This window comes from Mesorhizobium sp. WSM4845, assembly GCF_055811455.1.
In genome coordinates, this window is the sequence record NZ_JBVVQA010000016.1 from 52,122 (window position 1) to 73,823 (window position 21,702).

Consider the following 21,702-nt stretch of genomic DNA (forward strand, 5'->3'; position numbering starts at 1 on the left):
TCTGTAGCGCGAACGGCAGGTTTGGAGAAACGCAATGAAGGTCGGCAAATGGCGCTCCTAAGCCGTTCGGCCGATCCCCGCCGAATGGCGATCTCCCCACCCGCAGCCGTCGTTCTTCCGAATCCTTTCCGCAACGTCAAGGCTGAACCGAAAGGGGGATTTCGATGCATCGCCTTCTCATCGGCGTGGTCTGTAGTCAGGCAGGAACGTAGGTCAACCTGATGACTTCCCCGCCGATTCGCTCACTGGCCGCAAGGCGGAGCGGTGGCCGAGAGCCGGCGAAGAAGGGCTTGCCGCGACCAAGCACCACGGGGTGAAGGTAGAGGCGGTATTCGTCGATCAGATCCATTTCGGTCAGGCTTTGCGCCAACTCTGGTCCGGAAGCGGAAATCTCTCCTGTTAGCTTGGCCTTTAGCCTGCGTATCACTACCTCGACGTCATCCGCGATAAGCGTGGCATTGGGACCGACCGACTTCATCGAGCGCGATACAACCCATTTCGGCTGGCGCCGCCACGCCGCCGCGAACTCGTGTTGCTCCGTACTCCACTCAGGACGGTCTTCGTCCCAATAGCGCATGGCCTCGTACATGCGGCGACCGTACACACTGCCGGTCAGGTCGCGCACGTGCTCTATCCAGTGACGAAAGAGCGCGTGACTTGGCGCAGGCAATTCCTGGTGGTCGACATAGCCGTCGAGGGACTGGTTCATTCCGAATACGATCTTCGCCATGCTGCCAAATCTCCCCGTCGTGTCAGGTATACAAGACGAACGACAGCCAAGCGCCCCGACACATGCCCCAAATTTTTTCTTGTGGGGTCGTTACCCGGTTCTTGTCGCAAAACTCCCGAGTTTTTGAATCGGTTTCGCGACTGATATTTGCGACGTCGCAAAAGCGGATGTTCTGCGACGATCAGGCGAACAGAATGCTTTGCGAAATTTTATAGCAAGCTAAACCGCGCGAAACGTCTGCGCCGCAGGCGAATATTGCTCTGCAAGATACTTGGGTTCCACATTGGGTCAGGGGCTGGGCTTCGCGCCCCCCCTTTTAGACGTCGAATGTCCCTACTGCACCGTCAGCTCGGCTCGCTCGCCGGCTGTGATGGTCACCGTACTTTCCTTTGAGCTGTTGTCCAACTTTTCGGAGACGACGGCGTAGTCGCCGGCCGGCAGCGCCGCCTGATATTTCTCGTCATAGGCGTAGCCGAGCGATTTGCGGTTGCCGTTGATGTCCTTCTTCGGATCGAAAATCTCGATCTTCGAAGCTCCTGGCGCGGTGATCGCCAGCACGCCGGCATTGATGGCGATCTTCAGATCCTGATGCTCACCGGCCTTGACGCTGAACGGCTGCTCGACGACGGCAAGGTCGACCGTCGCCGTCAGCACATAGTCGTCTGGCGGCAGATCGAACTTGCTGTCGGGGCCATAGGCATAAGCCACCTCTTGCCTCGTTCCGTCGATCTTCTTTTTTGCCTTGAACACCTTGAAGCCAATGCCCGAGCCGTCGGCCTTGTCGCCGCCGGCAATGTAGTAGGCGTTGGCAACGACATGGCCGACGCCGACGACGATATCCTTGTCGACGACCTTGCCGGCAGTGAGCGGGATGGTTTCGGTAACCTCGCCCTGCCCGATCCTGACCGTGACTTTCTGATCGCCGGCCGGCAACACCACCTTGGTGTCGCCATAATAGGTCGCCGGCATTTCAACGCCCGGATAGGCGATCACGACAGCCGCACCATCGGCCACATCCGCTCCCTCACTTGGCCGCGGATGAATGATGAGCGTGCCGGCATCGAGCACAAAGAGGGGTTTGTAGACCTGGCCCGCCTCGACCGTGATCTTCTGTTCGGTGCTGGCCTCGCCATGGCGCGCCACGACTGTGTAATCGCCCGGCTCCAAATTGCCTTTATAGGCTCCGTATTCGGTGGCGACGTAATCGCCGCGCGTGCCGTCGGACTTTGCCTTGAAGATCTCCCAGGAATTGCCGTCGGTGACGGGATCGCCGCCATCGGCGAGCACCACGGCGGGGATGAAGTTGAACTCCGGTATTTCCGGCACGGCGGCCGGCGGCGGCGCTGGCGCTGGTTCGGGCGCCGGTGCAGGTGCGGCGGCGATGGTCTCGACCAGCGCGTCCTGCAGCGCCTTCTCATCCGACGCCTGGATGTATTTGCCGCCGGTGTTGTCGGCGAGGCAGGCAACCTGCTTGCCCTCTTCCGCGGTCAGGCCGAAGCCGACGACGTTTACGGTGAAGTCGACACCGGCAGCCCTCAGTTCCTTGCCGAGCGCGCAGGGGTCGCCTTTGCAGGTCTCGAGCCCGTCGGTGATCAGGATGACGGTGGCCTTGTCCTCGGTGTATTTCAGCGCCTCGGCCGCCTGCCTGACGGCTGATGTCAGCGGCGTCTTGCCGATGAATTTCAGGCTGTCGGCGGCAGTGGAAACAGCACCTGCCGAGCCGGCCTGCGGCGGCACGATGAGCTCGATGTCCTCGCAACTGCCCTTCTCGCGATGGCCATAGGCCATGAAGCCGATTTCCTTGTCGGCGGGGACCGATTGCAGCACCGTTCGCAGCGATTCGCGGGCGATTTCGAGCTTCGGCTTGCCGTCGATCTGCGCCCACATCGAACCGGAGGCGTCGAGAACGATGACGACACGGTCGGCGGCAAGGCCGAGCGTCGTCATCCACAACAGGAGCGCCGCCGCAACGATGCTCCGTGCAAGTCCCGCCATGAAATCTCCCCCCAGTCAGTGGTCGCCAGTTTGTCGCAGCCAGTCAGCTTCTGCCAGCCAGTCCATGCCCGCCAGTCCGTGCCGCCGGGGGAAGCTATTTGACGCCGCGTCAGGATACAAGCCCGGGCGCCGGGGCACGTGAGGGGTTGGCGGGGTTGGCGGGGCTGACTGCGCCACCCCTCAATATGTCGTGCGCCGCTCTTCGGAAGGCGGCCGGCCAAACTGCAGCCGGTAGCTCTGAGCAAAATAGGAGTGCGAGGTGAAGCCGGTGGCGATCGCCACGTCGAGGATCGGCATGTTGGTCTGGCGCAGCAATTCGCGCGCCCGCTCAAGCCTGAGCCGCATGTAGTAGCGGCCGGGCGTCACACTGAGGTGACGCAGGAACAGCCGCTCGACCTGGCGCACCGACAGGCCGGCCGACTTGGCGAGCTGCACCGCCGACAGCGGCTCGTCGAGATGATCGGCCATCAGTTCCACGATGCGCCGCAGCTTTTCCGATTTGCCGGTCAGGTCGCGCTCAGGGCCGACGCGCTGGCGGTCTCCGGCGGAGCGGATGCGCTCGTGCTGGAACTGGTTGGCGACGCCGTTGGCGAGGCTCGAGCCGAAATCGCCGCGCACGATCTCCAGCATCAGGTCGATGGAGGTGGTGCCGCCGGCGCAGGTGTAACGCTTGCGATCGATCTCGAAGACGTTGCCGGTGCAGTTGATGTCGGGAAACCGCTCGACGAAGCCGGCGCGGTTTTCCCAGTGGATGGTGCAGCGATAGCCTTCGAGCTGGCCTGCTTCGGCGAGCAGATAGGAGCCGACCGACAGTGCGCCGAGCGCGTTGCCGCGCCGGCCCCAGCTGCGCAGCGCCGCCAGCACCTTGCTCTTGCCGGGAAACTCGGTCGTCAGCCCGACCGAGACGAAAAGAATATCGACCGGCGGCAGATCGGCGACAGCGTAGTCGATCTTGAGCGGCAGGCCGTTGGAGGCCATGACGGCATCGCCGTCGGCCGACACCGTCGTCCAGCCATAGAAGTCGTGGCCGAGCAGCCGGTTGGCCGACCGGAACGTGTCGATTGCGGCGGCCAGCGAGAACATGGAAAACTTGTCGACCAGCAGGAACCCGAACTGCCGGCCGCCGTGAATGGGATCATTGGTGACCGGCCGCTCTGGGGGAACAGTGAGGTTCGGCAAAGCTTTGGGCTTTCCAGGTTCAGAAAGACGGCCGTTTCAATCCGGCCGCGAGATAGGCGGAAGCTAGCGTGTTGGCCATCAGCATGGCAATGGTTATCGGTCCGACGCCGCCAGGCACCGGCGTGATGGCGCCGGCCGTCTTCGCCGCTTCCGCAAAGGCGACGTCACCGACGAGACGGGTCTTGCCTTCGCCCTTTTCAGGCGCCGCGATGCGGTTGATGCCGACGTCGATGACCGTGGCGCCCGGTTTGACCCAGTCACCCCTGACCATTTCAGGTCTGCCGACAGCGGCAACGAGAATGTCGGCGGTGTGCGCCAGTGCAGCCAGGTCCTTGGTGCGGCTGTGCGCGATGGTGACGGTGCAGTTGGCGGCAAGCAGAAGATTGGCCATCGGTTTGCCGACAATATTGGAGCGGCCGACGACCACCGCATTGAGCCCGGAAAGATCCTTGCCGCGCACACGCTCGATGAGCAGCATCGAGCCGGCCGGCGTGCAAGGCACGAACGCCGTCTCCAGTTCGCCGGTGCCGAGCTTGCCGACATTGATGAAGTGGAAGCCGTCGACATCCTTTTGCGGCGCTATTGCCTGGATGACCTTGCCCGCATCGATATGGCCAGGCAATGGAAGCTGTACCAGGATGCCGTTGATGCCGGGGTCGGCGTTGAGTTCGCCGATGATGGCAAGCAGTTCCTGTTCGGATATTTCGGCGGGCAGCGTGTGCTGGACCGAATGAAAGCCGCATTCCTTGGCGGTGCGGGATTTGGAGGCGACATAAACCTGGCTCGCCGGATCCTCGCCGACGATGACCACGGCGAGACCGGGTTTGTGCGCGCCCTTTTCCATCAGTTCGATCGTCAGGGCCTTGACGCGCCGCACCACGCCTTCGGCAACGCTTTTTCCGTCAATCAACTCGGCCATCAACCATCCTCAACATCGCTCTGCTTCGGGCGGCATTCTCACGAAAATCCGACCGGGCAATCCCGTCAAAGCGCCGTCTTATGCCGCTAACTCGAAACCGATGGCTTTTATTCTATTCGGCGCTCAGAAATAGCGCCGCGATCGGCTTTCGGTGAGTTCGCGAACCGCTTCGCGGAATTCGCGCAAGCTGGCTCGGATTTCCTCGATGGAGGCTTGCTGTTCAGCGGCTTTCGAAGCCTGATCTGCCTCGTCCGACGATGCTCGCGGATACTGCTGCTGCGGATGAGGCACTTGCCCGGCATGGGGCGGAACGGGCGGCTGGTATGCTTTGTCTTCAATGGGTGTCCGGCGCTCTTCTGTCCGGCGGCGCGGCCGCGAATCGGCAGTTTCGCGCAGGCTCGCATAAGCGCCGCGCATGGCGCCGAGGCCGACACCGGAAGCAAGCCCTGCCAGCAGGCCGGCAAGCACCGTCATGGCGCGCGACGGTCCGTTTGGCTCGAGCGGGGCGAAGGCCTTGGAGATCACGTTGATGTTGGCGGTGTTGATGTCCTTCTGCTCGCCGGTCTCCTTGGCGCGGAGAAGATATTGCTCATAGACGGAGCGTTTGGCGGCGGCCTCGCGCTCCAGTTCGCGCAGCGTGACCAAGTCGCTGTTGACGTCGCCGCTGCGGACCTTCAACTGTGCCAGCCGGGAGGCCAGATCCTGTTCGAGCTGCACGGCGCGCCTCAAGTCGACCTGCAGCGACGAGGCGATGCGGCGCAGTTCCCCGGCGATACGCTCGCGCGATCCGGCAAGCTGGGCATTGAGCGCCTGGAGCTCGGGATGGCGCGGGCCGAGCCGGATCGCGGCGCGGTCGGCCTCCTGCTTGAGCGTCGCATATTGCGAGCGCAGCTCGCTCATGGTGTTGGAGTTGATCTCCTCCGGCAAGGTGCCGCTCAGAACCGAATTCACGTCGATCGAGCGCGCCGACGCCGCGCGGGCGTTAAGTTCCAGCGTGCGCGCGCGGGCGATGGCCAGCTGCTGGTTGAGCTTGAGCATCTCGTCGTCGCTGATCAAATGGCCTTGCGCGTCGACGAGGTCGTGCGCGGCCCTGAAATCCTCGACCTTGCGCTCAGCCACTTCGACGCCCTTGCGCAGCTCGTCGAGCCTGCCCGTCAGCTCGTTGGTCGCGCGGCCAGCGGTGTCGGACTGGATCTGACCGAAGGTCTGCAGAAAAACATCCGTCATGGTGTTGGCGATGAGCGCCGACTTCTCGCCATTTTGCGTGGTGGCGCTGACCGAGATGACAAAGGTCTTGCCGCCGCGCTCGACCGCAAGGCTCTCGGCCAGATTGGCGACGGCCAGCGCACGGCGGCGACCTTCACCGGCAGCCGGCCCGTCATTGCGCGACAGGATCGACCGGATGAACGTCATCATCCCCAGCCCATCGGAACCTTGCCCGTTGAACTCCGGATCATTGACGAGATTGAGCTTGTCGACGACCTTGTTGAGAACGGTGCCGGAGGTGAGCACGCGAACCTGGTTCTCGACGATGGCCAGCGTCGCGTCGGACGCAACCACCGATTGCGTGAGGTCGCGGTCGGTGAGCTTCAGGTCGCGCGGGTCGACGATCAGCTCTGCGGTGGCTTCGTATTTCTTCGGCGTCGACAGCGCGATGGCGACGCCAAGCGTGGCGCCCAGTATCGTCATGGCGACGATCAGCAGCTTCGACCGGGCAATGCCGCGGACGACCTGCATCGGGTCGATCAACGGCTTCCATTCTTGTCTGTCGTCATCCTGACGGGAAGACCGCCGCTCGTCATCTGCATATCCGGGTTCGGGTGCGGCATATCGAGGTTCGGGTGCGGCGTATCGAGGCTCGGCATCGGAACGTCGGCCCTCGGAAACAGCGGCTGCAACCGGCTCCTCCCGCTGCCTGGCGAATCGAGGATCGAACGCGGCGTCCGCGTAGTCCGCTTGAACGGGCTCGTCGGTCTCAGGCGGCATCCGGGCGGCCGAGGCCGATGCATCCTCGGCTTGAAACCGGCTTGTTTCATCGTTTGCCGATAACTCCGGAGTCACCCAGCGTTCCGGGGTCGCCGAGGGCTCCGGGTTTGCAGAGAGTTCCGGATGCGCCCGCCCCTCGCGGCGTAAGCGCGCGAGACGATGGCGCGTTGCGGCATCCTCGCGCCAAGACGGGTCTGCGCGGTCCCCGATCGCAACCAGCGATGGTTCTTCTTCGCCGCGCAACGCCTGGCCGAGCGCCAGCAAGGACCGCTCGCGCTTCCAATCTTCACGGTTTTGCCTGTCGACCATTGTCGTGGAGCTTGCCCTTTGCGGCTTGGACGCGCGGTCAGCCATTCGTTAAACCACGCTAAACAAGCATAGGAAACAAAAAGTTAATTTCCCTGCCTTGAAGACAGGGTTTCCCTCTTGGGTTGTGCCCTTCCTGCAAGCATCGGAAGCGCACAGAACCGCGCGTTAAACTTTCCGGCCTATGCTGTCTCGACACATGACTCAGGCTGGCAACATCCCGCAAAAACGGCCTCTCGCCCGGATCGGCGCTTTCGTCGCCGAGCGACGGCGGCTGGTTCGCGACTATCTTTCGGCGATCAGCGGCGCGGGCGGGCGGCTGGTGTTTTCGCTCGCCTACTTCATCGCGCTGGCCAACACGCTGTCGATCGCCGAGTTCGGCATGTTCGCCACCGCTTCAGCGGCCGGCGTGATGCTGTCGCGCATCCTTGCATTCGGCTTCATCTCGGCGCTTTACCGAACCGCCACCATCCGCCCCAATCTGATAGGCACCTTCACGGCCGGCTTCCTGCTGTTTGGCGCGATATCGCTGCCATTGCTGGCGGCCGCCTCCTACGGCGTCTACCTGGTCTTCTTTGCCGGCACCGTGCCGCTATCGGTCTTTGCGGCGATCGTGTTTGCCGAGGCGTTGCTGTGGCGGCCGGTCGAGGTGGCGCTGATCGTCAACAACGGCCTCGGCAAATTCGGCCGCGCCGCCCTGCTGACGATCCTGGCGACGGCCTTGCGGGCGCTCGGCGCCGTGCTGTTCATGGTCGCGGCGCAGCCGACCATAGAAGCCTGGTCCTGGTATTACATCGGCACCAACGCCGCCTCGCTGCTCATCGCCTTCGGATTTTTCTATCCGCGCCAGCGGCTGCGGCTGCGGCTGGCGCTCTATCTGCGGCGGCTCGCCGATTCCATCTACGTGGCCGGCGCAGAGGTGCTGTTCTACCTCCAGATGGAATTCGACAAGCTGCTGGTGCTGGCGATCGGCGGTCCGCACCTCGCCGGCATCTATGCCATCATCATGCGGCTGGTCGACCTGACGGCGATCCCGATCCGCACCTTCTCGATGATGCTGGTTCAGCGCATGATGCGGGCGCCGGAACTTTTGTCGCGCCTTTCGGTCAAGAGCGGTATCGAAGGCGGCGTATTCGCGGTCTCGACGCTGGCGCTGGCGACACTCGCCATCGTGCTGCATTTCTTCCCCAACGCGCTGGGCAGGAATGTTGCGGAGGCCGCCCCTTTGGTGGCGCTGGCGATCTGCGTGCCGGGCCTGCGCAATCTCGTCGAATACCAGGCCGAGCTTCTGTTCGCGCGCGGCCAGACGCTGGTGCGGGCGATCAACCTGGCGCTGCTTGCCGGGCTGAAGGCGGTGCTGCTGACGTATGTGCTGACCCATATCCTGGACACACCCGATCTGGTGCTCTCGCTCAATCTCGTCTTCCTGCTGCTCTATCTCGCCTCGGCGCTGCTCACCTATTCGGCGATGCGCAGGCCGGCGAAGCCGGTCTAGGTCGACCAGCTGGCTGCCGTCGATGCCGAGATGGGATGGACACTTCGATTCGTTGGCAGTAGTCGCTGGCGATGGGACGCCACAAATGATCACGCGTAGTTTACAGGTGAAGCCCGTTATAGCAATCAAGCTCCAAAATGAGGGGAGTTCTACGAAGTGATCGGCGACGGCGGGGCAGTCGACGAGCCCGATTGGGGGGGTCTGTCGCCGGACAGTCCGACATCACGGCATTTCTTGTTCTATTTTCGAGATGAGACCATCGAAATTGTCGCCCGAGACTGGTCGTTCACTCGAAAAATGCCGGGTGTCGGGTAGCGGCGAGCCTTGCCGCCGCTTCTCCAGAGCAACGTTCGCGCCACGACTGCTACCGGTTCGTTGCGGCCGTTTATCGTTCAGCCCGCGGCATCGCGCAGCAGTGTGCTATCGGGCAGATGAGCCGGGCCAACACAGAGTGATGAGATGCGTCTGAGGAATTGCCACAACTTCCATGACTTCCGCAGCATGGCCAAACAGCGCCTTCCCCGACCGATCTTCAACTACATTGACGGTGCGGCCGATGACGAAGTCACTTATCGGCGCAACAGGGCTGCCTTCGATGACTGCGACCTGGTGCCGAATGTTCTGCGCGGCGTGACCAATGTGGACATGTCGGTGACCGTCATGGGCCAGAAGCTAGCGATGCCGGCCTACTGCTCGCCAACAGCGCTCCAGCGCCTGTTCCACCATCAGGGCGAACGTGCGGTGGCGGCAGCGGCGGCGAAATATGGCACGATGTTCGGCGTCTCCTCGCTCGGCACCGTCAGCCTCGAAGAGGCGCGCCAGATCAGCAATGGGCCGCAAGTCTACCAATTCTACTTCCACAAGGACCGCGGATTGAACCGCGAGATGATGGCCCGGGCCAAGCAGGCGGGAGTAGAGGTGATGATGCTGACGGTGGACAGCATCACCGGCGGCAACCGCGAGCGTGACAAGAGAACGGGGTTCGCCATCCCCTTCAAGCTCAATCTCGCTGGCATCGCGCAGTTCGCGGTCAAACCGTCATGGGCGATCAACTACTATATGCATGAGCGGTTCCGGCTGCCACAGCTCGAAGGCCATGTCGACATGGGCGGCGGCGCGATGTCGATCAGCAGCTACTTCACGGAGATGTTGGACCCCTCCATGTCGTGGGGCGACGTTGCCGAGATGGTGCAGCACTGGGGCGGACAGTTCTGCCTGAAGGGCATCATGTCGGTCGAAGATGCCAAGCGTGCGGTCGAGATTGGTTGCACTGGAATTGTCCTCTCCAATCACGGCGGTCGCCAACTCGACGGCTCGCGTACCGCGTTCGACCAGCTTGCCGAGATCGTCGATGCGGTGGGAGACAGAATCGATGTGATGATGGATGGTGGCGTGCAGCGCGGCACCCACGTGCTCAAGGCCCTGTCGCTGGGCGCAAAGGCCGTCGGATTGGGCCGCTACTACCTTTTCCCACTGGCGGCCGCCGGGCAGGCCGGCGTCGAACGTGCGCTGGAATTGATGCACATCGAGATTGAGCGGGGCATGAAGCTGATGGGCTGCCCCTCGGTCAACGAGCTCACGCGACGGAACCTGCGCTTCCGTCAGTAACAGGCGACTTCCCACCCTTTCATCACCTCCTACCGGGGTAAATGGGAAGGTCGGGGGCCTAAGCCCGGTCGTCAAAGGGCGATGAGTTCTTATCCTCGGACTAATCGAGCCCGATCAGGCGGCGGATGCGGCCGACGTCGGTGCCGATGAACGACTGCATGCCGATGGCCACCTGTTGCGGCGCCATGGCGGCGACGAAACGGCGGAACTCGTCATCCGACAGCGCCTCGCCCGTCCAGTGGACGCGGCAGAACTCCTCCGAGCCATGGAAATGGCCGGCGCCGGCGAGCACGTCGTCGACATAGCGGCCGTAGATCATGCATTCGGAGAATTTGCGCGCCGCACCGATGACTTCGACCCAGTTGCGGCCATGGATCTTCTCGATCCGCGCGCACAGCGCCGTCACGGTTTCGCGGCGCCAGGCAATCAGCGTCGAAATGTAGTCGTGGGTCGAAACCTCCGATGGCTCGATGCCAAGCGCCGAACCGGCATTGCGCGACCAGATGCGATGCTCCTCATGACCGTCACCGGACAGCACGCCGTCGCGGCGGAACAGCCGCACCTTGCCATCGCGCCAGAAGCCGCTCCAGTCGAAAGGTTTTAGGAACGCCACGTCGGAATCGCAGAAGACCAGCACGTCTTCGCCGGCATGCGCCGATATCGCGATGCGGCGAAGCTGCTGCACATGCCAGCCGCGCAGCGGTTTGGTCTTCAGGCTGAGCCAGATGCGCCGGCGGAACAGGCTGAGCGGATCGTCGAAGGCATGCAGCCAGCGCGGCAACAGGTCCCGCTCGTCGACGATGGTGCGGCGATTGTTCTCCAACTGACGAAACAGTGCCACGTCACGATGCTCGACAAGAATATAGTGGTGCGCCACGCCGGAAACGTAGCGGTCGATTGTGTCGCACAGCAGGCGGCAGCGCTCCAAATCCGGCGCATAGCTTGCCGTCACGACCGCCGCCGTCGGCGTCCGGTGGAGGAAATCGGCCTCGGTGTCAGGGCGCGGCACGAACCGGTTGTTCAATGATCTGCTCCGGGGCTTGCTCTGGGGCGAGTTTTGGCAGCAGCGGGCCTGCGCAAGAATTTCTGGCCGATGACGCGCCACAGGAACAGGGGATTGCCGACCACATAGCGGCGCCAGAGACGGCCCGGTTCGATGCACAACCGAAACAGCCATTCGAGCCTGAGCCGACGCATCCACAGCGGCGCCCGCGGCACCGTGCCGCTCAGGAAATCGAGCAGCGCGCCGACGGCGATCGGCAGCGTGCAGTGGCGCGCGTCGATGTGGCGCGCGATCCATAATTCCTGGCGCGGCACGCCCATGGCGACAAGCAGCACGTCCGGCCGCAATCTGGCGATGCGATCGACGATTGCCGGCTCCTCGGCGGGAGAGAAATAACCGTCATGGATGACGACGAACCGGTGCTGCAACGCGAGCGCTGCCAGCTTCTTCGACGCCGCCTCGGCGTTGACACGGGTCGCGCCGAGCAGCCCCACGGTCAGCGGCCTGGCGGACGCCTGCAGGAAGGCAGGGATGAAATCGGTGCCGTTGAGATTGTCCGGAAACGATGCTCCGTAAAGCAGTTTCGCCGCCAGATCGACGCCGACGCCGTCCGGCAGGATGAGAAAATCGTCGAGCGCCTCGGCAACGACCGGGTCCGTATAGGCGACATTGGCGTTGTGCGCGTTGAGAAAGGTGACCTTGGTGAAGCGCCGCTCTGCAATCGACCGGGTCAGGTGCGCGACCGCATCGTCCCAGCGGATGGCAAGGACCGGGATGCCCAGGATCGATTTCAAGCTGTCGGCCCCGAAAACGGCGCGGGCGTTGTGCACATTCATGCAAACATCTCCTGGCCGACAGGCCCGAGCTTTTCCAGGCCGAGCCTGATTGCGGCATCGAGCGCCTTCAGCTGCCGGCGGTGGAAAGCGCTGCCGTCGACGTCCCCGACATCGGCCACTGCTGCTTCAAGGGCGCCGGCGAAGGCGACCGGATCATCGGTCACCACGCAATTGACCGGGCGATGGTCGATGCCGCGCAGCGAATGGCTGGTGGCGACGGAAGGCAGGCCGAGCTCGAAGGTTTCGATGGTCTTGAGCTGCACGCCGCTGCCGGAGGTGCTGATCAGCGGGATGACGGCGGCGCCGCGCACGAAAGCCTGCGCGTCCGGCACGCGGCCGACGAATTCGACGCCGGGATGCGCGGACGCGAGGCCGGACGGCATGCCGCCGGCAATCCTGACCCGGAAATCGGGCCTGAGATGCGGCACTACCTTTTCCAGGAACCAGTCGAGGCCGATGCGGTTCGGCTGCCAGGTCCAGGTGCCGATCAGCGCCGCGTCGCAGTCGATGCGGCGCGGGGTTTTTTGCACCGGCGGCTCGGCGCAGGTCACCAGCGGCAGCACCGCCGAACGGTCGTCGGAGGCGACGCCGAGCGCTGAGCGATCTTCCTCGGCCAGCGTGAAGACGAAGCGTGCCCGGCGGCAGAGCCGTTCTTCCACAGTCTTGAGCAGCCTTGCCTCACGGCGAAACAGCAGGCGCTGGAAAAGGCCGCCGGCGGCAGCGGCGTTCTCACGCGCCGAACGGTGCTCGACATTGTGGGCGACGAAGATCGACGGCCGGTCGCCGAAAAGCCTTTCGAAGGCGCCGGCGAACTGCACGGAATTCAAGACGTAGCCGTCGAAAGGGCCGGCGCGTTTGACGGCGGCGCGGACCTCGCTGTCCTTGACCACGCGCAGCTTGACCGACGCGAAAGTGAGGCCGGAGAGCATCGCCCTTGCAACCCAGGCGAGCTTTTGCAGCGATGAGGCGGTTTCCGTGCGCACATCGACGGCGCCGAGTACGATGGTGTTTTGCGGATCGCTCGCAGGCTTGCCCGGCCAGGTGAAGCCGATCACCGTGACCCGCGCGCCGGCGCGCCGCAACGCGGCGATGATCGCGGCATTGGCGATCTCGTAGCCCGAGGCAAGGGCCCCGTCGGGCACGATCGATGTGGCGAACAGCAGATGCATCTCACCTTCCAGCGCTGATTGGTTAGCAAGGCGCGGTGAAGCCTTGATTAAGTGAAGCTATCTGGTGGCCCGGCGTTGCCGATTTGCCGGCTTGTCCGCGAAGGTGATTAACGAAACGTTATCACCGCGATGCTATCGAGAGCCAAACTCACCATCCCGGGCTGGACACGGATGATCCCTTTGCCATCGGACGGATCGGTATCGATCGCAGGGCGGTCGCCGGGACTTGTCGCCGCTGCTGTCGAGGCGGTCGTTACGCTGCCGACCTTCAAACGGCCCGAGCAACTGCTGGCGACGCTGGCATCGCTCAAGGCCCAGGAAACCGGCAGACGTTTCGCAATCATCGTCATCGAGAACGAAGCCGAGGCGCGCGCCGGCGCCAGGGCGGCGCTGCCGCTGTTCGAGGGCGGCGACATCCCGGGCATGGTGATCGTCGCGCATGAGCGCGGCAATTGCAGCGCCTACAATGCCGGCTGGCAGACGGCTATCCTCCACTTTCCTGACTTCAGCCACCTGCTGGTCATCGACGACGACGAGATCGCCGATCCGCAGTGGCTCGAGCGCATGTGCCATGCGGCCGAGACGCTCGGTGCCGATATTGTCGGTGGCCCGCAAATGCCTGTGTTTGCCGACGCGGCCCATGCCAGTTGGGCCGAGCACCCGGTCTTTGCGCCACCTTATCGGCAGACCGGGCGGGTGCCCGCGCTGTATTCCTCCGGCAATTTGCTGGTCGGCCGCAACGTGCTCACCGCCATGGGGCCGCCCTTCCTCGACCTGAAATTCAACTTCATGGGCGGCGGCGATTCCGATTTCCTGAGCCGGGCGGCACAAACAGGTTTTGTGCTTGGCTGGTGCGCCGAAGCGCAAGTGCATGAAACAGTTCCGGCCCGGCGCATCGAGGCCGACTGGATCCGTGCCCGCAGCCTGCGCAACGGCGTCATCTCGACACTGGTCGAGAAGAAGAAGCGGGCCGGCACGCCGTTCGCCGGCACCAGGGTTTTCTTGAAGAGCCTGGCGCTGCTTGCCGTCTCGCCGTTTCGCGGCGCGGCCAGGCTGGCGCGGACGCGGTCGTTGGCGACGGCCTTATACCCAATCCATGTCGCTGTCGGCCGCGTGCTTGCCGAATTCGGATACGCCAATGAGCAATACCGGCAGCCTGAGAAGAACTGAACGCGCGCCGCTCAGCGCGGCCTTCACACGCGACGGTGTCGCGACTGCGGTCGCCGCGCTGCTGTTCACCGTCATCCTGGTGTCGTTCCGTCCGTTCCAGCCGGCCGGCGCCGCAACGACCGGCGATGGCGGCGACATCGTCAACCAGCTCGGCTTCGGCTCGCTTGGCGCGATCTCGGTCTTCTCGCTCATGGCTTTTGCCGACCCGCGCGTGGTGCGCTCGCTGCTCAGCCCGTCCTGGCTGCTGATGCTGGCTTTCCTGATGTTCTCGGTGGTGATGGCAACCGATCCGCCGTCGGCCATGCGCGCCGTCTTCTTCACGCTGATCGGCATTTTGACGATGGTGACGATCCTAGCGCTTCCGCGCGACGCCGAAGCTTTCTCGAAAGTCATCATCTTCACCATCGTCGTCGTCATGGGCCTGTCCTATATCGGGCTCATCGTCTTTCCAAACGAGGCGCTGCACACCGCCGCGTCGCTGGAGCCGGAACATGTCGGCCTGTGGCGCGGCGTGTTCACCCACAAGAACATCGCTGGGCCCGTCATGGCCTGCTTCAGCTTCGCCGGGCTGTACCTCTACCGGCGCGGACAGCGGCTCTGGGGCGCATCGATCTTTTGCGCAGCGATGATCTTCATGCTGCACACCGGTTCCAAGACGACGGCCGGACTGGTGCCGTTTTCGATCCTGATCGTCGTGCTGCCAAGCCTGATCGGCATGCGGCTTGGCACGCCGATCCTGTTCGCGCTGGCCATCATCGCCGCAGCGATCGGCACGCTGGGCATCGTCTTCCTGCCGCCGGTGAAGCATCTGGCGGCACTCTATTTCCCCGACCTGACCTACACTGGGCGCACGACTCTTTGGGAGTTCGCCGGCGAGATGCTGGCGAAGCGGCCGTGGACCGGCTATGGCTTCGAGAGCTTCTGGGGCACGCCGCTGCTGTTGAACCAGGACCAGTCATTCGACCGCGCCTGGGACATCAGAACCATCGTGCACGGCCATAACGGCTATCTCGACATCGCGGTGCTGATGGGCATCCCGGCTTTGTGCGTGGCGGTCTACACGTTCCTTGTCGCGCCGCTGCGCGATTACATGCGCATTCCCTTGCGCAAGGAGAACATCTATCTGGGCGACTTCTTCATGATGGTGGTGCTGTTCGCAGCGCTGAACGCCTTCCTTGAAAGCTTCTTCTTCCATCGCGCCGACCCGGTCTGGCTGTTCTTCGTGTTCGGCATGTTCGGACTGAGGCAAGTGTCGCTGCGGCCGATGGCGGTTCGTGGTCCGTCCTGATCCTCCGTCCCAACAGGGCTTCCCCGCCCCGCCACGAACGTCTATGGGAAGCCATCTTTTGGTTTGAGCATCGGATTTTTGCCAAAACCGGTACCCACTTTTGGGTCCGATGCTCTGCGGAGGCTCCAATGACGATCAAGCTTGTCCTCGCCGGTTGCGGCAATATGGGCTACGCCATGCTTTCCGGCTGGCTGAAATCGGGCAAGCTCGCCGCGGCGGCGGTTTTCGTGGTCGAGCCCAATGCCGATTTGCGCAAGCGCGCCGAAGCGCTGGGCTGCAGTGCTGCCGCGGATGCCGGCGGCATTCCGGCAGACGCGGTGCCGGCCCTCGCCGTCATTGCGGTGAAGCCGCAAGTGATCCGCGACGTGACCGCCGCCTACAAGCGCTTCAATGATGGCCGCACCACCTTCCTTAGCATCGCCGCCGGAACGCCGGTCGCCACTTTCGAGGCCATTCTGGGCGATCGCGCGCCGGTCGTGCGCTGCATGCCCAACACGCCGGCGGCGATCGGCAAGGGCATGATGGTGGTGTTTTCCAACCGGCTGGTCTCCATCGATACGAATCGTTTCGTTGCTGATCTGCTTTCGGCGAGCGGTGAAGTGACCGATATCGACGACGAGGGCCTGATGGACGCGGTGACGGCGGTGTCAGGGTCTGGCCCGGCCTATGTCTTCCATTTCATCGAAGCACTGGCGGTGGCTGCCGAGACGGCCGGGTTGCCAGCCAAAACCGCCAGGCTGCTGGCCGTGCAGACGGTCTATGGCGCCGCCTCGCTCGCCGCCGAAAGCGGCGAAGATCCGGGCGTGTTGCGCCAGCAGGTGACCAGCCCCAACGGCACAACGGCCGCCGCGCTTGCCGTGCTGATGGGCGAGGACCGGCTGACAAAACTGCTCACCGAAGCGGTGGAGGCGGCGCGGCTGCGGTCGATCGAGTTGGGGAAGTAGCGGCGGCTTTGCGAGTCAGGCGTTGATATTCAGCCGGCGGTCGATCGACCGGGTGAGCTGCTGCCTGCTGTTCAGTGCAGCAGCGCTCGAAGGTCACAGAATCTCCGTATTCAAACGCTGCGATGCTCAGAGGTAACCGCATGGATCCTAGGATCATGCCGTTACAGTGGCCCAGAAGTGCAGCGATCCAGTGGTCAGATCGAGCCGCATCGCCGTTTCGATATGGTCGTTCCATTCGCCGGCATCAGGGATGTCCCCACAACTCGTCGATCTCATCCTTGATCACAGGCCGGCCGTTCTTGCCCGCTCTGGCTTTGAGATCGTGGGCAATGGCTGCGAGTCGTTTGGCCAGAGGAATGCGTCCACTTTCCCGCTTCAATTCGGATTCACGCGTCTCGATCATTATCCTAATCCGTACAGCATCTCGTCCTGCAGCCGGCGCAAGGCGAACAGCCTGGTGGTCGGGTCGGGCGCGGCATTGGCTGATGTCAGCAGCTCGCCCTTGCTGACCGGCCTCAGCGCCCTGCCGCCTTCGAGCAGGCCGACCGGCACGGCGCGGTTGGCGCGGGCCTCCTCGACAGTCATCGTCCAGGAGCGGTAGCAGGTCTCGCCGATGGCGTCGAATTTCTCTCCCGCCGCCAGATCGCGCTTGGCCACGGCGCAGACCTCGGCAACTGGCCTCGGCAGCGGCACCATGTCCGGCTTGCCATAGAGCGCGATGCGCGCGGCGGTGAGCGGCACTTCCAGCGAGGTCAGATGATAGGGCCGGAAGAAGCTGTAATAGGGTCCATGGCCGATATGCAGATCGTCCATGCGCTCGATGATGCGCGGATGCGTCGCCTCGACGATGACGAACACGCCGGGCGCCACGCCTTTGCCGATGGTGTAGTCGACGACGCCCTTCCTCGACAGGATGCCGCCGTCGGCGCGCGGGATGAGCACCTTGGCCAATTCATCGCGGTCGGCCTTGGGACCGTGCATGCCGGCAATGTCGGGCACCAGCCCGGTGGCGTTGGCGATGGCGCACATCTCGACCATGGTCTTCGAGCCGTCGACGAACTCGACCAGCATGCGCGGGTTCATGTTGCGGCGCAGCGCTTCCGTGCGATAGTCGTCGGGCACGGCGTCGTGGTTGAGCGGGTTGTTCTTGCCCTTACCGGCCGAGACGATGGTGTAGCCGAGTGCTGCGGCGAACTCGATCAGTTCCATGCAGCTTGACGGCTCGTCGCCGGCGCCGACCGAATAGACGACGCCGAGCCGGTCGGCCTGCTGCTTCAGATAGCAGCCGATGGTGACGTCGGCCTCGACGTTCATCATCACCAGATGCTTGCCGTGCTCCATCGCCATCAGGTCGAAATCGGCGGCGACGCCGGGCTTGCCGGTGGCGTCGATGACGACGTCGATGAGCGGATTGGTGACCAGCATCTCGTTCGAGGTGATGGCGATTTTTCCGCTCTCGATCGCCTCGCTGACTTTCGAGGGCGTATCGGCCTCCCGTGCCCTCGCCTCGTCGCCATAGGCGATGCGGACGGCATCACGCGCCGTGTGCGGGCGGCGGGTCGAGACGGCGCACACCGAAATGCCCTGCATCAGCATGCCTTGCGTCACCAGGTCGGTGCCCATCTCGCCGGAGCCGATGACGCCGATGCGCACCGGACGGCCTTCCGCGGCGCGCTTGGCGAGATCGCTGGCAAGCCCGGTCAGGGCGACATTGGTCATGCGCAAGTCCACTGCTTTTGATTTGAGGGGGGAATAGCAGGGAACGGTAACCTTTTGCCAACGAAACCGGCAGCCGTCGGCAATTTGTTGCGTATGACCCCGGGAAAAGGAAGAAGCTGGCTCAGTGTCGGCGGATGGCGAGGAGCGCAGCTAACAAATCGAGTGAAATTCTTAGTCATTCCTTTATGCATCTTTGCTTGAATAAGAAAATGGGATTGAGTGGCGGTACCTTCAGGCGTTCTTTCAGCTGTCTGCGACGAATCGGCGAGAGCGGCAACGTTGCTACTATTTTTGCCCTATCGTTGCCGATTGTTGTCGGCGGAGCGGGCCTCGGTGTCGAAACGTCCTATTGGTATTATAGCAGCCTGAAGCTACAGGCGGTGGCGGATGCGGCAGCCTATGCCGGCGCTTTGGAGAAAGTTCGGGGATCCGACAAGCCAACGATTGTCTCGGCCGCGTCGCTGTCAGCGACCACGAACGGCTGGGGACCATCGACGGGCACAATCGAGGTCTTCACGCCTCCATCGTCCGGACCGAATGTCGCAAAAAAAGCGGTCGAGGTCATCGTTCATCAGAACCTCGATCGATTTTTTACATCGATATTCACGCAAAATGCGGTTGTCGCACAGTCAAGGGCGGTGGCTCTTATCACGGATGCTTCAAAAGCCTGCATTTTGGCGCTCAGTCCTTCCGCTTCGAAAGCGGCACTCTTTTCCGGCAGTTCGACCACAAAACTGATTGGCTGCTCCGTCATGTCGAATTCGATGGCTTCGGATGCCATCAAACTTCAGGGATCGGCCAGCCTTGATACCGATTGCCTAATATCGGCAGGCGGTGTTTCGTTGAGCAACGTGGTGACGACCGTTTGCGCCAGCCCGATAACCCAGGCGTTGCCCGCTGCCGATCCTTTTGCCGACCTGCCGGCGCCACCGGCCACGAACCCCTGTCAAAACAGCAATCAGTCGACCTTGCAACCTGGAACATACTGCAAGGGACTGACCTTGAGCGGCAATGTAACGCTCTCGCCCGGGGTATACGTCATTCAGGGAGGCGATTTCAAAGCGAGCTCGAATGCAAATATTTCCGGCGAAGGAGTTATCATCTATCTGGCCGGCACCTCCGGCGTCAGCATGAACGGCACGGCCACTGTCAAGCTTAGCGCACCGACGTCAGGCACCTATTCGGGTGTGCTGTTTTACGGCGACAGAGCAAACCTGGCGGGATCGAACACGTTTAATGGCACGGCGGATTCGCTTTTGACAGGCGCCCTGTATTTTCCAACACAGGAGGTCGATTACCTTGGCAATTTCTCGGGCAAAAGTGGTTGCACACAGGTCGTCGCCCGGACCGTGCAGTGGTCTGGGAACACAAGCATCAACCAGGATTGCACGAGCCTCGGGATGCGAGAGATTCCGGCGACGCAGTCCGTTCGGCTTGTCGAGTAATCTTCGTGAAACGGCGACCAGTCCGAATTTTCCGGAGCGATTCGGGTGTTGCTGCGGTGGAGTTTGCACTGGTTGTGCCGATCCTTTGCCTGGTACTTCTTGGCGTCATCAACGGCTGGTCTTTCGTATCAAGCTCGTTGTCGATGCGTGCAGGCGTCAAAACGGCAGCAAATCTTGTGATGCAAGGAGCAGCCAACGACGCGGCCACCCAAGCCGTTGGCCTTTCGAGCTGGGAAAACCGCCCCGAGGACGCGCAGGTTATATTGGCGCGCAAATACATGTGTGGGAGCACCGTGGCCGATCCATCGATGCTGTGCGACAATTTGAAAGTTCCCTCGGTCTTCGTTGAAATACAAGCGACGGCCACCTGGTTCCCGCCCTTCAGTTTTGGCGTGTTTTCCTTCTCGCGCGAACTCAGTCATCAACAGGTGATTCGTGTCCGCTAAATGGAGAGCATTCTCGCGTAATGGATCAGGCGGAGCTGCGTTGGAATTCGCGCTGATCGCACCTTTTCTAATAATACTTTTGTTCGGTATCTTCGCATTCGGCTGGGCTCTGAATGCCATGTCCAGCGTTCGCTATACGCTGGAAACGTCCTCACGTGCGCTGCATTTGAAGAACTCGCTGACCGAGGCCGAAATAGAGGCCATAGCCACAGAAAAATTGCTGGGTTTGGGATTGAAAGATGTCGATGTGACGATAGCAATCGACCCTCCCAGCGGCGGCTTCCGCATGGCGCATCTCACGGCCAGATATGCTTTCGTGATCGAGTTCCCGTACTTCGACCAATATCCGATCAATTATGCGACAACTGTCACAGTTCCGTTGGTTGGATCGTGAGAGCGTCCAACAGCGCCTCTACGCAACAGGCGGTGGGGTGTCGATCGATTAACACCGCCGCAGGGTCGATGGCGGCGATGGGTGGCGTGAGCGAACGGGTCGTCGTCGCTACAAAGGCACGTTTCTGGACAGGACAGCCATCACCGCGCTAGGCCGGACCAGGCTCGTCACGCTTGCGCAGTCATGCCGTCAGAGCGCCGGCAAGCGGCCGGGCATCGGGCGCGGCATGCGGAGCGGCAACTTGACAAAGGCCCAATCTTTCAAATTGAGTGAAATCACGATCAATAGAGAGTCGGTGCGACAGACATGGGCGAGACAGATATGGCATGGAGCGAAAGAAAGACCGGTTACGGCAAGGACCATTATTTCATTCAAATGGGCCTTGCGCTGCTGGTGCTCGTCTTTCTCATCGCCCTGCCGCTCGCCTTTCTTCCCGAAGACATACGGAAGTTCTACCTCAGCGAGGGCGGTCCCATCGAAGTCTTCTCGGCCGCCGGTTACCTGATCGTCGTGGCGACGCTTGTGCGGGAAATGTCCTATCGGGAGCTGCTCAAGCGCTGGTATCTCGTTGCCATCTCGATCGCGATGTGCCTGCGCGAGCTGGATTTCCATGCGCATTTCACCACCCACAACATCACCAAGACCACCCTCTACATTTCGCCTGACGTTCCGCTGTTGGAAAAGCTGATCGGCGCGACGGTCGTTATCGCCCTCGCCGTTGCCTTCTGTTTTCTCCTCAAAGACGGCCTCCGTAGCTTTGTGCACGGGCTTCGCCACGGCGAGGCGACTGCCGTTGCCATTGCCGCCGCTATCGGTTGCGCCGTCCTTTCGAAGGTCATCGACGGGGCGCCGTCAAATCTCACATTTCTCGGCATCCATCTTGCCCGGAACGATACCTCGACAGTGTTCGAGGAAATCCTCGAATTGGGGATTCCGGTCTATCTGGCCATCGCGGCATTCGCGGCCTTCCCGACGCAGGATGGTCTCACAAGAAGAGCCGCGGGGCAGGTCGCGCCAAACAAGCCGGGATCCGTCACCTGATTGCTCTGCACAGAGGATTTGGTTCTTCG

19 protein-coding genes are annotated in these 21,702 nt (G+C 62.5%); 9 read left to right on the top strand and 10 right to left on the bottom strand.

The window, feature by feature from the left end; genetic code table 11:
• Window positions 1–196: 196 nt before the first annotated feature.
• From AC0L2C_RS18905 to AC0L2C_RS18925, 5 genes are all read right to left on the bottom strand, one after another.
• Window positions 197–730 (bottom strand): dihydrofolate reductase family protein, encoded by a 534-nt coding sequence (locus AC0L2C_RS18905; protein ID WP_473524109.1) that lies wholly within the window; start codon window positions 728–730, stop codon window positions 197–199.
• 333 nt (window positions 731–1,063) lie between these two features.
• Window positions 1,064–2,725, bottom strand: coding sequence for a vWA domain-containing protein (locus tag AC0L2C_RS18910; protein ID WP_473524110.1), 1,662 nt, complete (start codon window positions 2,723–2,725; stop codon window positions 1,064–1,066).
• Window positions 2,726–2,905: 180 nt separating this feature from the next.
• Window positions 2,906–3,904 (bottom strand): GlxA family transcriptional regulator, encoded by a 999-nt coding sequence (locus AC0L2C_RS18915; RefSeq protein WP_023800286.1) that lies wholly within the window; start codon window positions 3,902–3,904, stop codon window positions 2,906–2,908.
• 19 nt (window positions 3,905–3,923) lie between these two features.
• A complete protein-coding gene (folD, locus tag AC0L2C_RS18920) occupies window positions 3,924–4,823 on the bottom strand; it encodes a bifunctional methylenetetrahydrofolate dehydrogenase/methenyltetrahydrofolate cyclohydrolase FolD (protein ID WP_473524111.1) in 900 nt (299 codons plus the stop codon).
• Window positions 4,824–4,946: 123 nt separating this feature from the next.
• The gene (locus AC0L2C_RS18925; RefSeq protein ID WP_473524167.1) at window positions 4,947–7,118 is read right to left on the bottom strand and encodes a GumC family protein; all 2,172 of its coding nucleotides are present in this window, start codon (window positions 7,116–7,118) and stop codon (window positions 4,947–4,949) included.
• A 196-nt stretch (window positions 7,119–7,314) separates the two neighbouring features.
• Between AC0L2C_RS18925 and AC0L2C_RS18930 the strand changes: the two genes are divergently transcribed.
• Both AC0L2C_RS18930 and AC0L2C_RS18935 read left to right on the top strand, forming a co-directional pair.
• The gene (locus AC0L2C_RS18930; protein WP_473524112.1) at window positions 7,315–8,610 is read left to right on the top strand and encodes a lipopolysaccharide biosynthesis protein; all 1,296 of its coding nucleotides are present in this window, start codon (window positions 7,315–7,317) and stop codon (window positions 8,608–8,610) included.
• Window positions 8,611–9,069: 459 nt separating this feature from the next.
• A complete protein-coding gene (locus AC0L2C_RS18935; protein WP_473524113.1) occupies window positions 9,070–10,218 on the top strand; it encodes an alpha-hydroxy acid oxidase in 1,149 nt (382 codons plus the stop codon).
• Window positions 10,219–10,318: 100 nt separating this feature from the next.
• On the opposite strand, the gene AC0L2C_RS18940 is transcribed toward AC0L2C_RS18935, so the two are convergent.
• The 3 genes from AC0L2C_RS18940 to AC0L2C_RS18950 are packed head-to-tail and all read right to left on the bottom strand — an operon-like array spanning window position 10,319 to window position 13,226.
• On the bottom strand, window positions 10,319–11,242 hold the full coding sequence (locus AC0L2C_RS18940; protein ID WP_473524114.1) for a DUF6492 family protein: 924 nt from the start codon (window positions 11,240–11,242) through the stop codon (window positions 10,319–10,321).
• Window positions 11,239–12,057, bottom strand: a complete 819-nt coding sequence (locus AC0L2C_RS18945; RefSeq protein WP_473524115.1) for a WecB/TagA/CpsF family glycosyltransferase — start codon at window positions 12,055–12,057, stop codon at window positions 11,239–11,241. Before AC0L2C_RS18945 ends, AC0L2C_RS18940 begins: the two co-directional genes overlap by 4 nt.
• Entirely contained in the window at window positions 12,054–13,226 is a 1,173-nt protein-coding gene (locus AC0L2C_RS18950) for a glycosyltransferase (protein WP_473524116.1), read from the bottom strand. The genes AC0L2C_RS18945 and AC0L2C_RS18950 overlap by 4 nt, the downstream gene beginning before the upstream one ends.
• Before the next feature lie 171 nt (window positions 13,227–13,397).
• Here AC0L2C_RS18950 and AC0L2C_RS18955 point away from each other — a divergent pair, with 171 nt between their 5' ends.
• The 3 genes from AC0L2C_RS18955 to proC all read left to right on the top strand — a co-directional run bounded on the left by AC0L2C_RS18955 (window position 13,398) and on the right by proC (window position 16,628).
• On the top strand, window positions 13,398–14,396 hold the full coding sequence (locus tag AC0L2C_RS18955) for a glycosyltransferase family 2 protein (protein ID WP_128247761.1): 999 nt from the start codon (window positions 13,398–13,400) through the stop codon (window positions 14,394–14,396).
• The gene (locus AC0L2C_RS18960) at window positions 14,365–15,684 is read left to right on the top strand and encodes an O-antigen ligase family protein (RefSeq protein WP_473524117.1); all 1,320 of its coding nucleotides are present in this window, start codon (window positions 14,365–14,367) and stop codon (window positions 15,682–15,684) included. Before AC0L2C_RS18955 ends, AC0L2C_RS18960 begins: the two co-directional genes overlap by 32 nt.
• Window positions 15,685–15,812: 128 nt before the next feature.
• On the top strand, window positions 15,813–16,628 hold the full coding sequence (proC, locus tag AC0L2C_RS18965; protein WP_287239923.1) for a pyrroline-5-carboxylate reductase: 816 nt from the start codon (window positions 15,813–15,815) through the stop codon (window positions 16,626–16,628).
• 244 nt (window positions 16,629–16,872) lie between these two features.
• On the opposite strand, the gene AC0L2C_RS18970 is transcribed toward proC, so the two are convergent.
• On the bottom strand, window positions 16,873–17,031 hold the full coding sequence (locus tag AC0L2C_RS18970; protein ID WP_036263860.1) for a transcriptional regulator: 159 nt from the start codon (window positions 17,029–17,031) through the stop codon (window positions 16,873–16,875).
• Window positions 17,031–18,347, bottom strand: coding sequence for an NAD(P)H-dependent oxidoreductase (locus tag AC0L2C_RS18975; protein ID WP_473524118.1), 1,317 nt, complete (start codon window positions 18,345–18,347; stop codon window positions 17,031–17,033). The genes AC0L2C_RS18970 and AC0L2C_RS18975 overlap by 1 nt, the downstream gene beginning before the upstream one ends.
• Before the next feature lie 197 nt (window positions 18,348–18,544).
• On the opposite strand from AC0L2C_RS18975, the gene AC0L2C_RS18980 reads away from it, so the two are divergent.
• The 4 genes from AC0L2C_RS18980 (at window position 18,545) to AC0L2C_RS18995 (ending at window position 21,673) form a co-directional block, all read left to right on the top strand.
• Window positions 18,545–19,792 carry a pilus assembly protein TadG-related protein gene (locus AC0L2C_RS18980; RefSeq protein WP_287067489.1) on the top strand — a complete coding sequence of 416 codons (1,248 nt, stop codon included), beginning with the start codon at window positions 18,545–18,547 and terminating at the stop codon, window positions 19,790–19,792.
• Window positions 19,793–19,848: 56 nt separating this feature from the next.
• Window positions 19,849–20,238: a TadE/TadG family type IV pilus assembly protein gene (locus AC0L2C_RS18985; protein WP_287239928.1), complete on the top strand. Its 390-nt coding sequence runs from the start codon at window positions 19,849–19,851 to the stop codon at window positions 20,236–20,238.
• Between the two features lie 40 nt (window positions 20,239–20,278).
• On the top strand, window positions 20,279–20,632 hold the full coding sequence (locus AC0L2C_RS18990) for a TadE/TadG family type IV pilus assembly protein (protein WP_287239929.1): 354 nt from the start codon (window positions 20,279–20,281) through the stop codon (window positions 20,630–20,632).
• 321 nt (window positions 20,633–20,953) lie between these two features.
• The gene (locus AC0L2C_RS18995) at window positions 20,954–21,673 is read left to right on the top strand and encodes a hypothetical protein (RefSeq protein ID WP_287239931.1); all 720 of its coding nucleotides are present in this window, start codon (window positions 20,954–20,956) and stop codon (window positions 21,671–21,673) included.
• Window positions 21,674–21,702 lie beyond the last annotated feature (29 nt).

Bases quoted from the DNA above. Each gene is read 5' to 3' on its own strand.
- AC0L2C_RS18905 (WP_473524109.1), bottom strand. From the start codon at position 730: ATGGCGAAGATCGTATTCGGAATGAACCAGTCCCTCGACGGCTATGTC.
- AC0L2C_RS18910 (WP_473524110.1), bottom strand. From the start codon at position 2,725: ATGGCGGGACTTGCACGGAGCATCGTTGCGGCGGCGCTCCTGTTGTGG.
- folD (WP_473524111.1), bottom strand. From the start codon at position 4,823: ATGGCCGAGTTGATTGACGGAAAAAGCGTTGCCGAAGGCGTGGTGCGG.
- AC0L2C_RS18925 (WP_473524167.1), bottom strand. From the start codon at position 7,118: ATGGTCGACAGGCAAAACCGTGAAGATTGGAAGCGCGAGCGGTCCTTG.
- AC0L2C_RS18930 (WP_473524112.1), top strand. From the start codon at position 7,315: ATGACTCAGGCTGGCAACATCCCGCAAAAACGGCCTCTCGCCCGGATC.
- AC0L2C_RS18935 (WP_473524113.1), top strand. From the start codon at position 9,070: ATGCGTCTGAGGAATTGCCACAACTTCCATGACTTCCGCAGCATGGCC.
- AC0L2C_RS18945 (WP_473524115.1), bottom strand. From the start codon at position 12,057: ATGAATGTGCACAACGCCCGCGCCGTTTTCGGGGCCGACAGCTTGAAA.
- AC0L2C_RS18950 (WP_473524116.1), bottom strand. From the start codon at position 13,226: ATGCATCTGCTGTTCGCCACATCGATCGTGCCCGACGGGGCCCTTGCC.
- AC0L2C_RS18955 (WP_128247761.1), top strand. From the start codon at position 13,398: ATGATCCCTTTGCCATCGGACGGATCGGTATCGATCGCAGGGCGGTCG.
- AC0L2C_RS18960 (WP_473524117.1), top strand. From the start codon at position 14,365: ATGAGCAATACCGGCAGCCTGAGAAGAACTGAACGCGCGCCGCTCAGC.
- proC (WP_287239923.1), top strand. From the start codon at position 15,813: ATGACGATCAAGCTTGTCCTCGCCGGTTGCGGCAATATGGGCTACGCC.
- AC0L2C_RS18970 (WP_036263860.1), bottom strand. From the start codon at position 17,031: ATGATCGAGACGCGTGAATCCGAATTGAAGCGGGAAAGTGGACGCATT.
- AC0L2C_RS18975 (WP_473524118.1), bottom strand. From the start codon at position 18,347: ATGACCAATGTCGCCCTGACCGGGCTTGCCAGCGATCTCGCCAAGCGC.
- AC0L2C_RS18995 (WP_287239931.1), top strand. From the start codon at position 20,954: ATGGCATGGAGCGAAAGAAAGACCGGTTACGGCAAGGACCATTATTTC.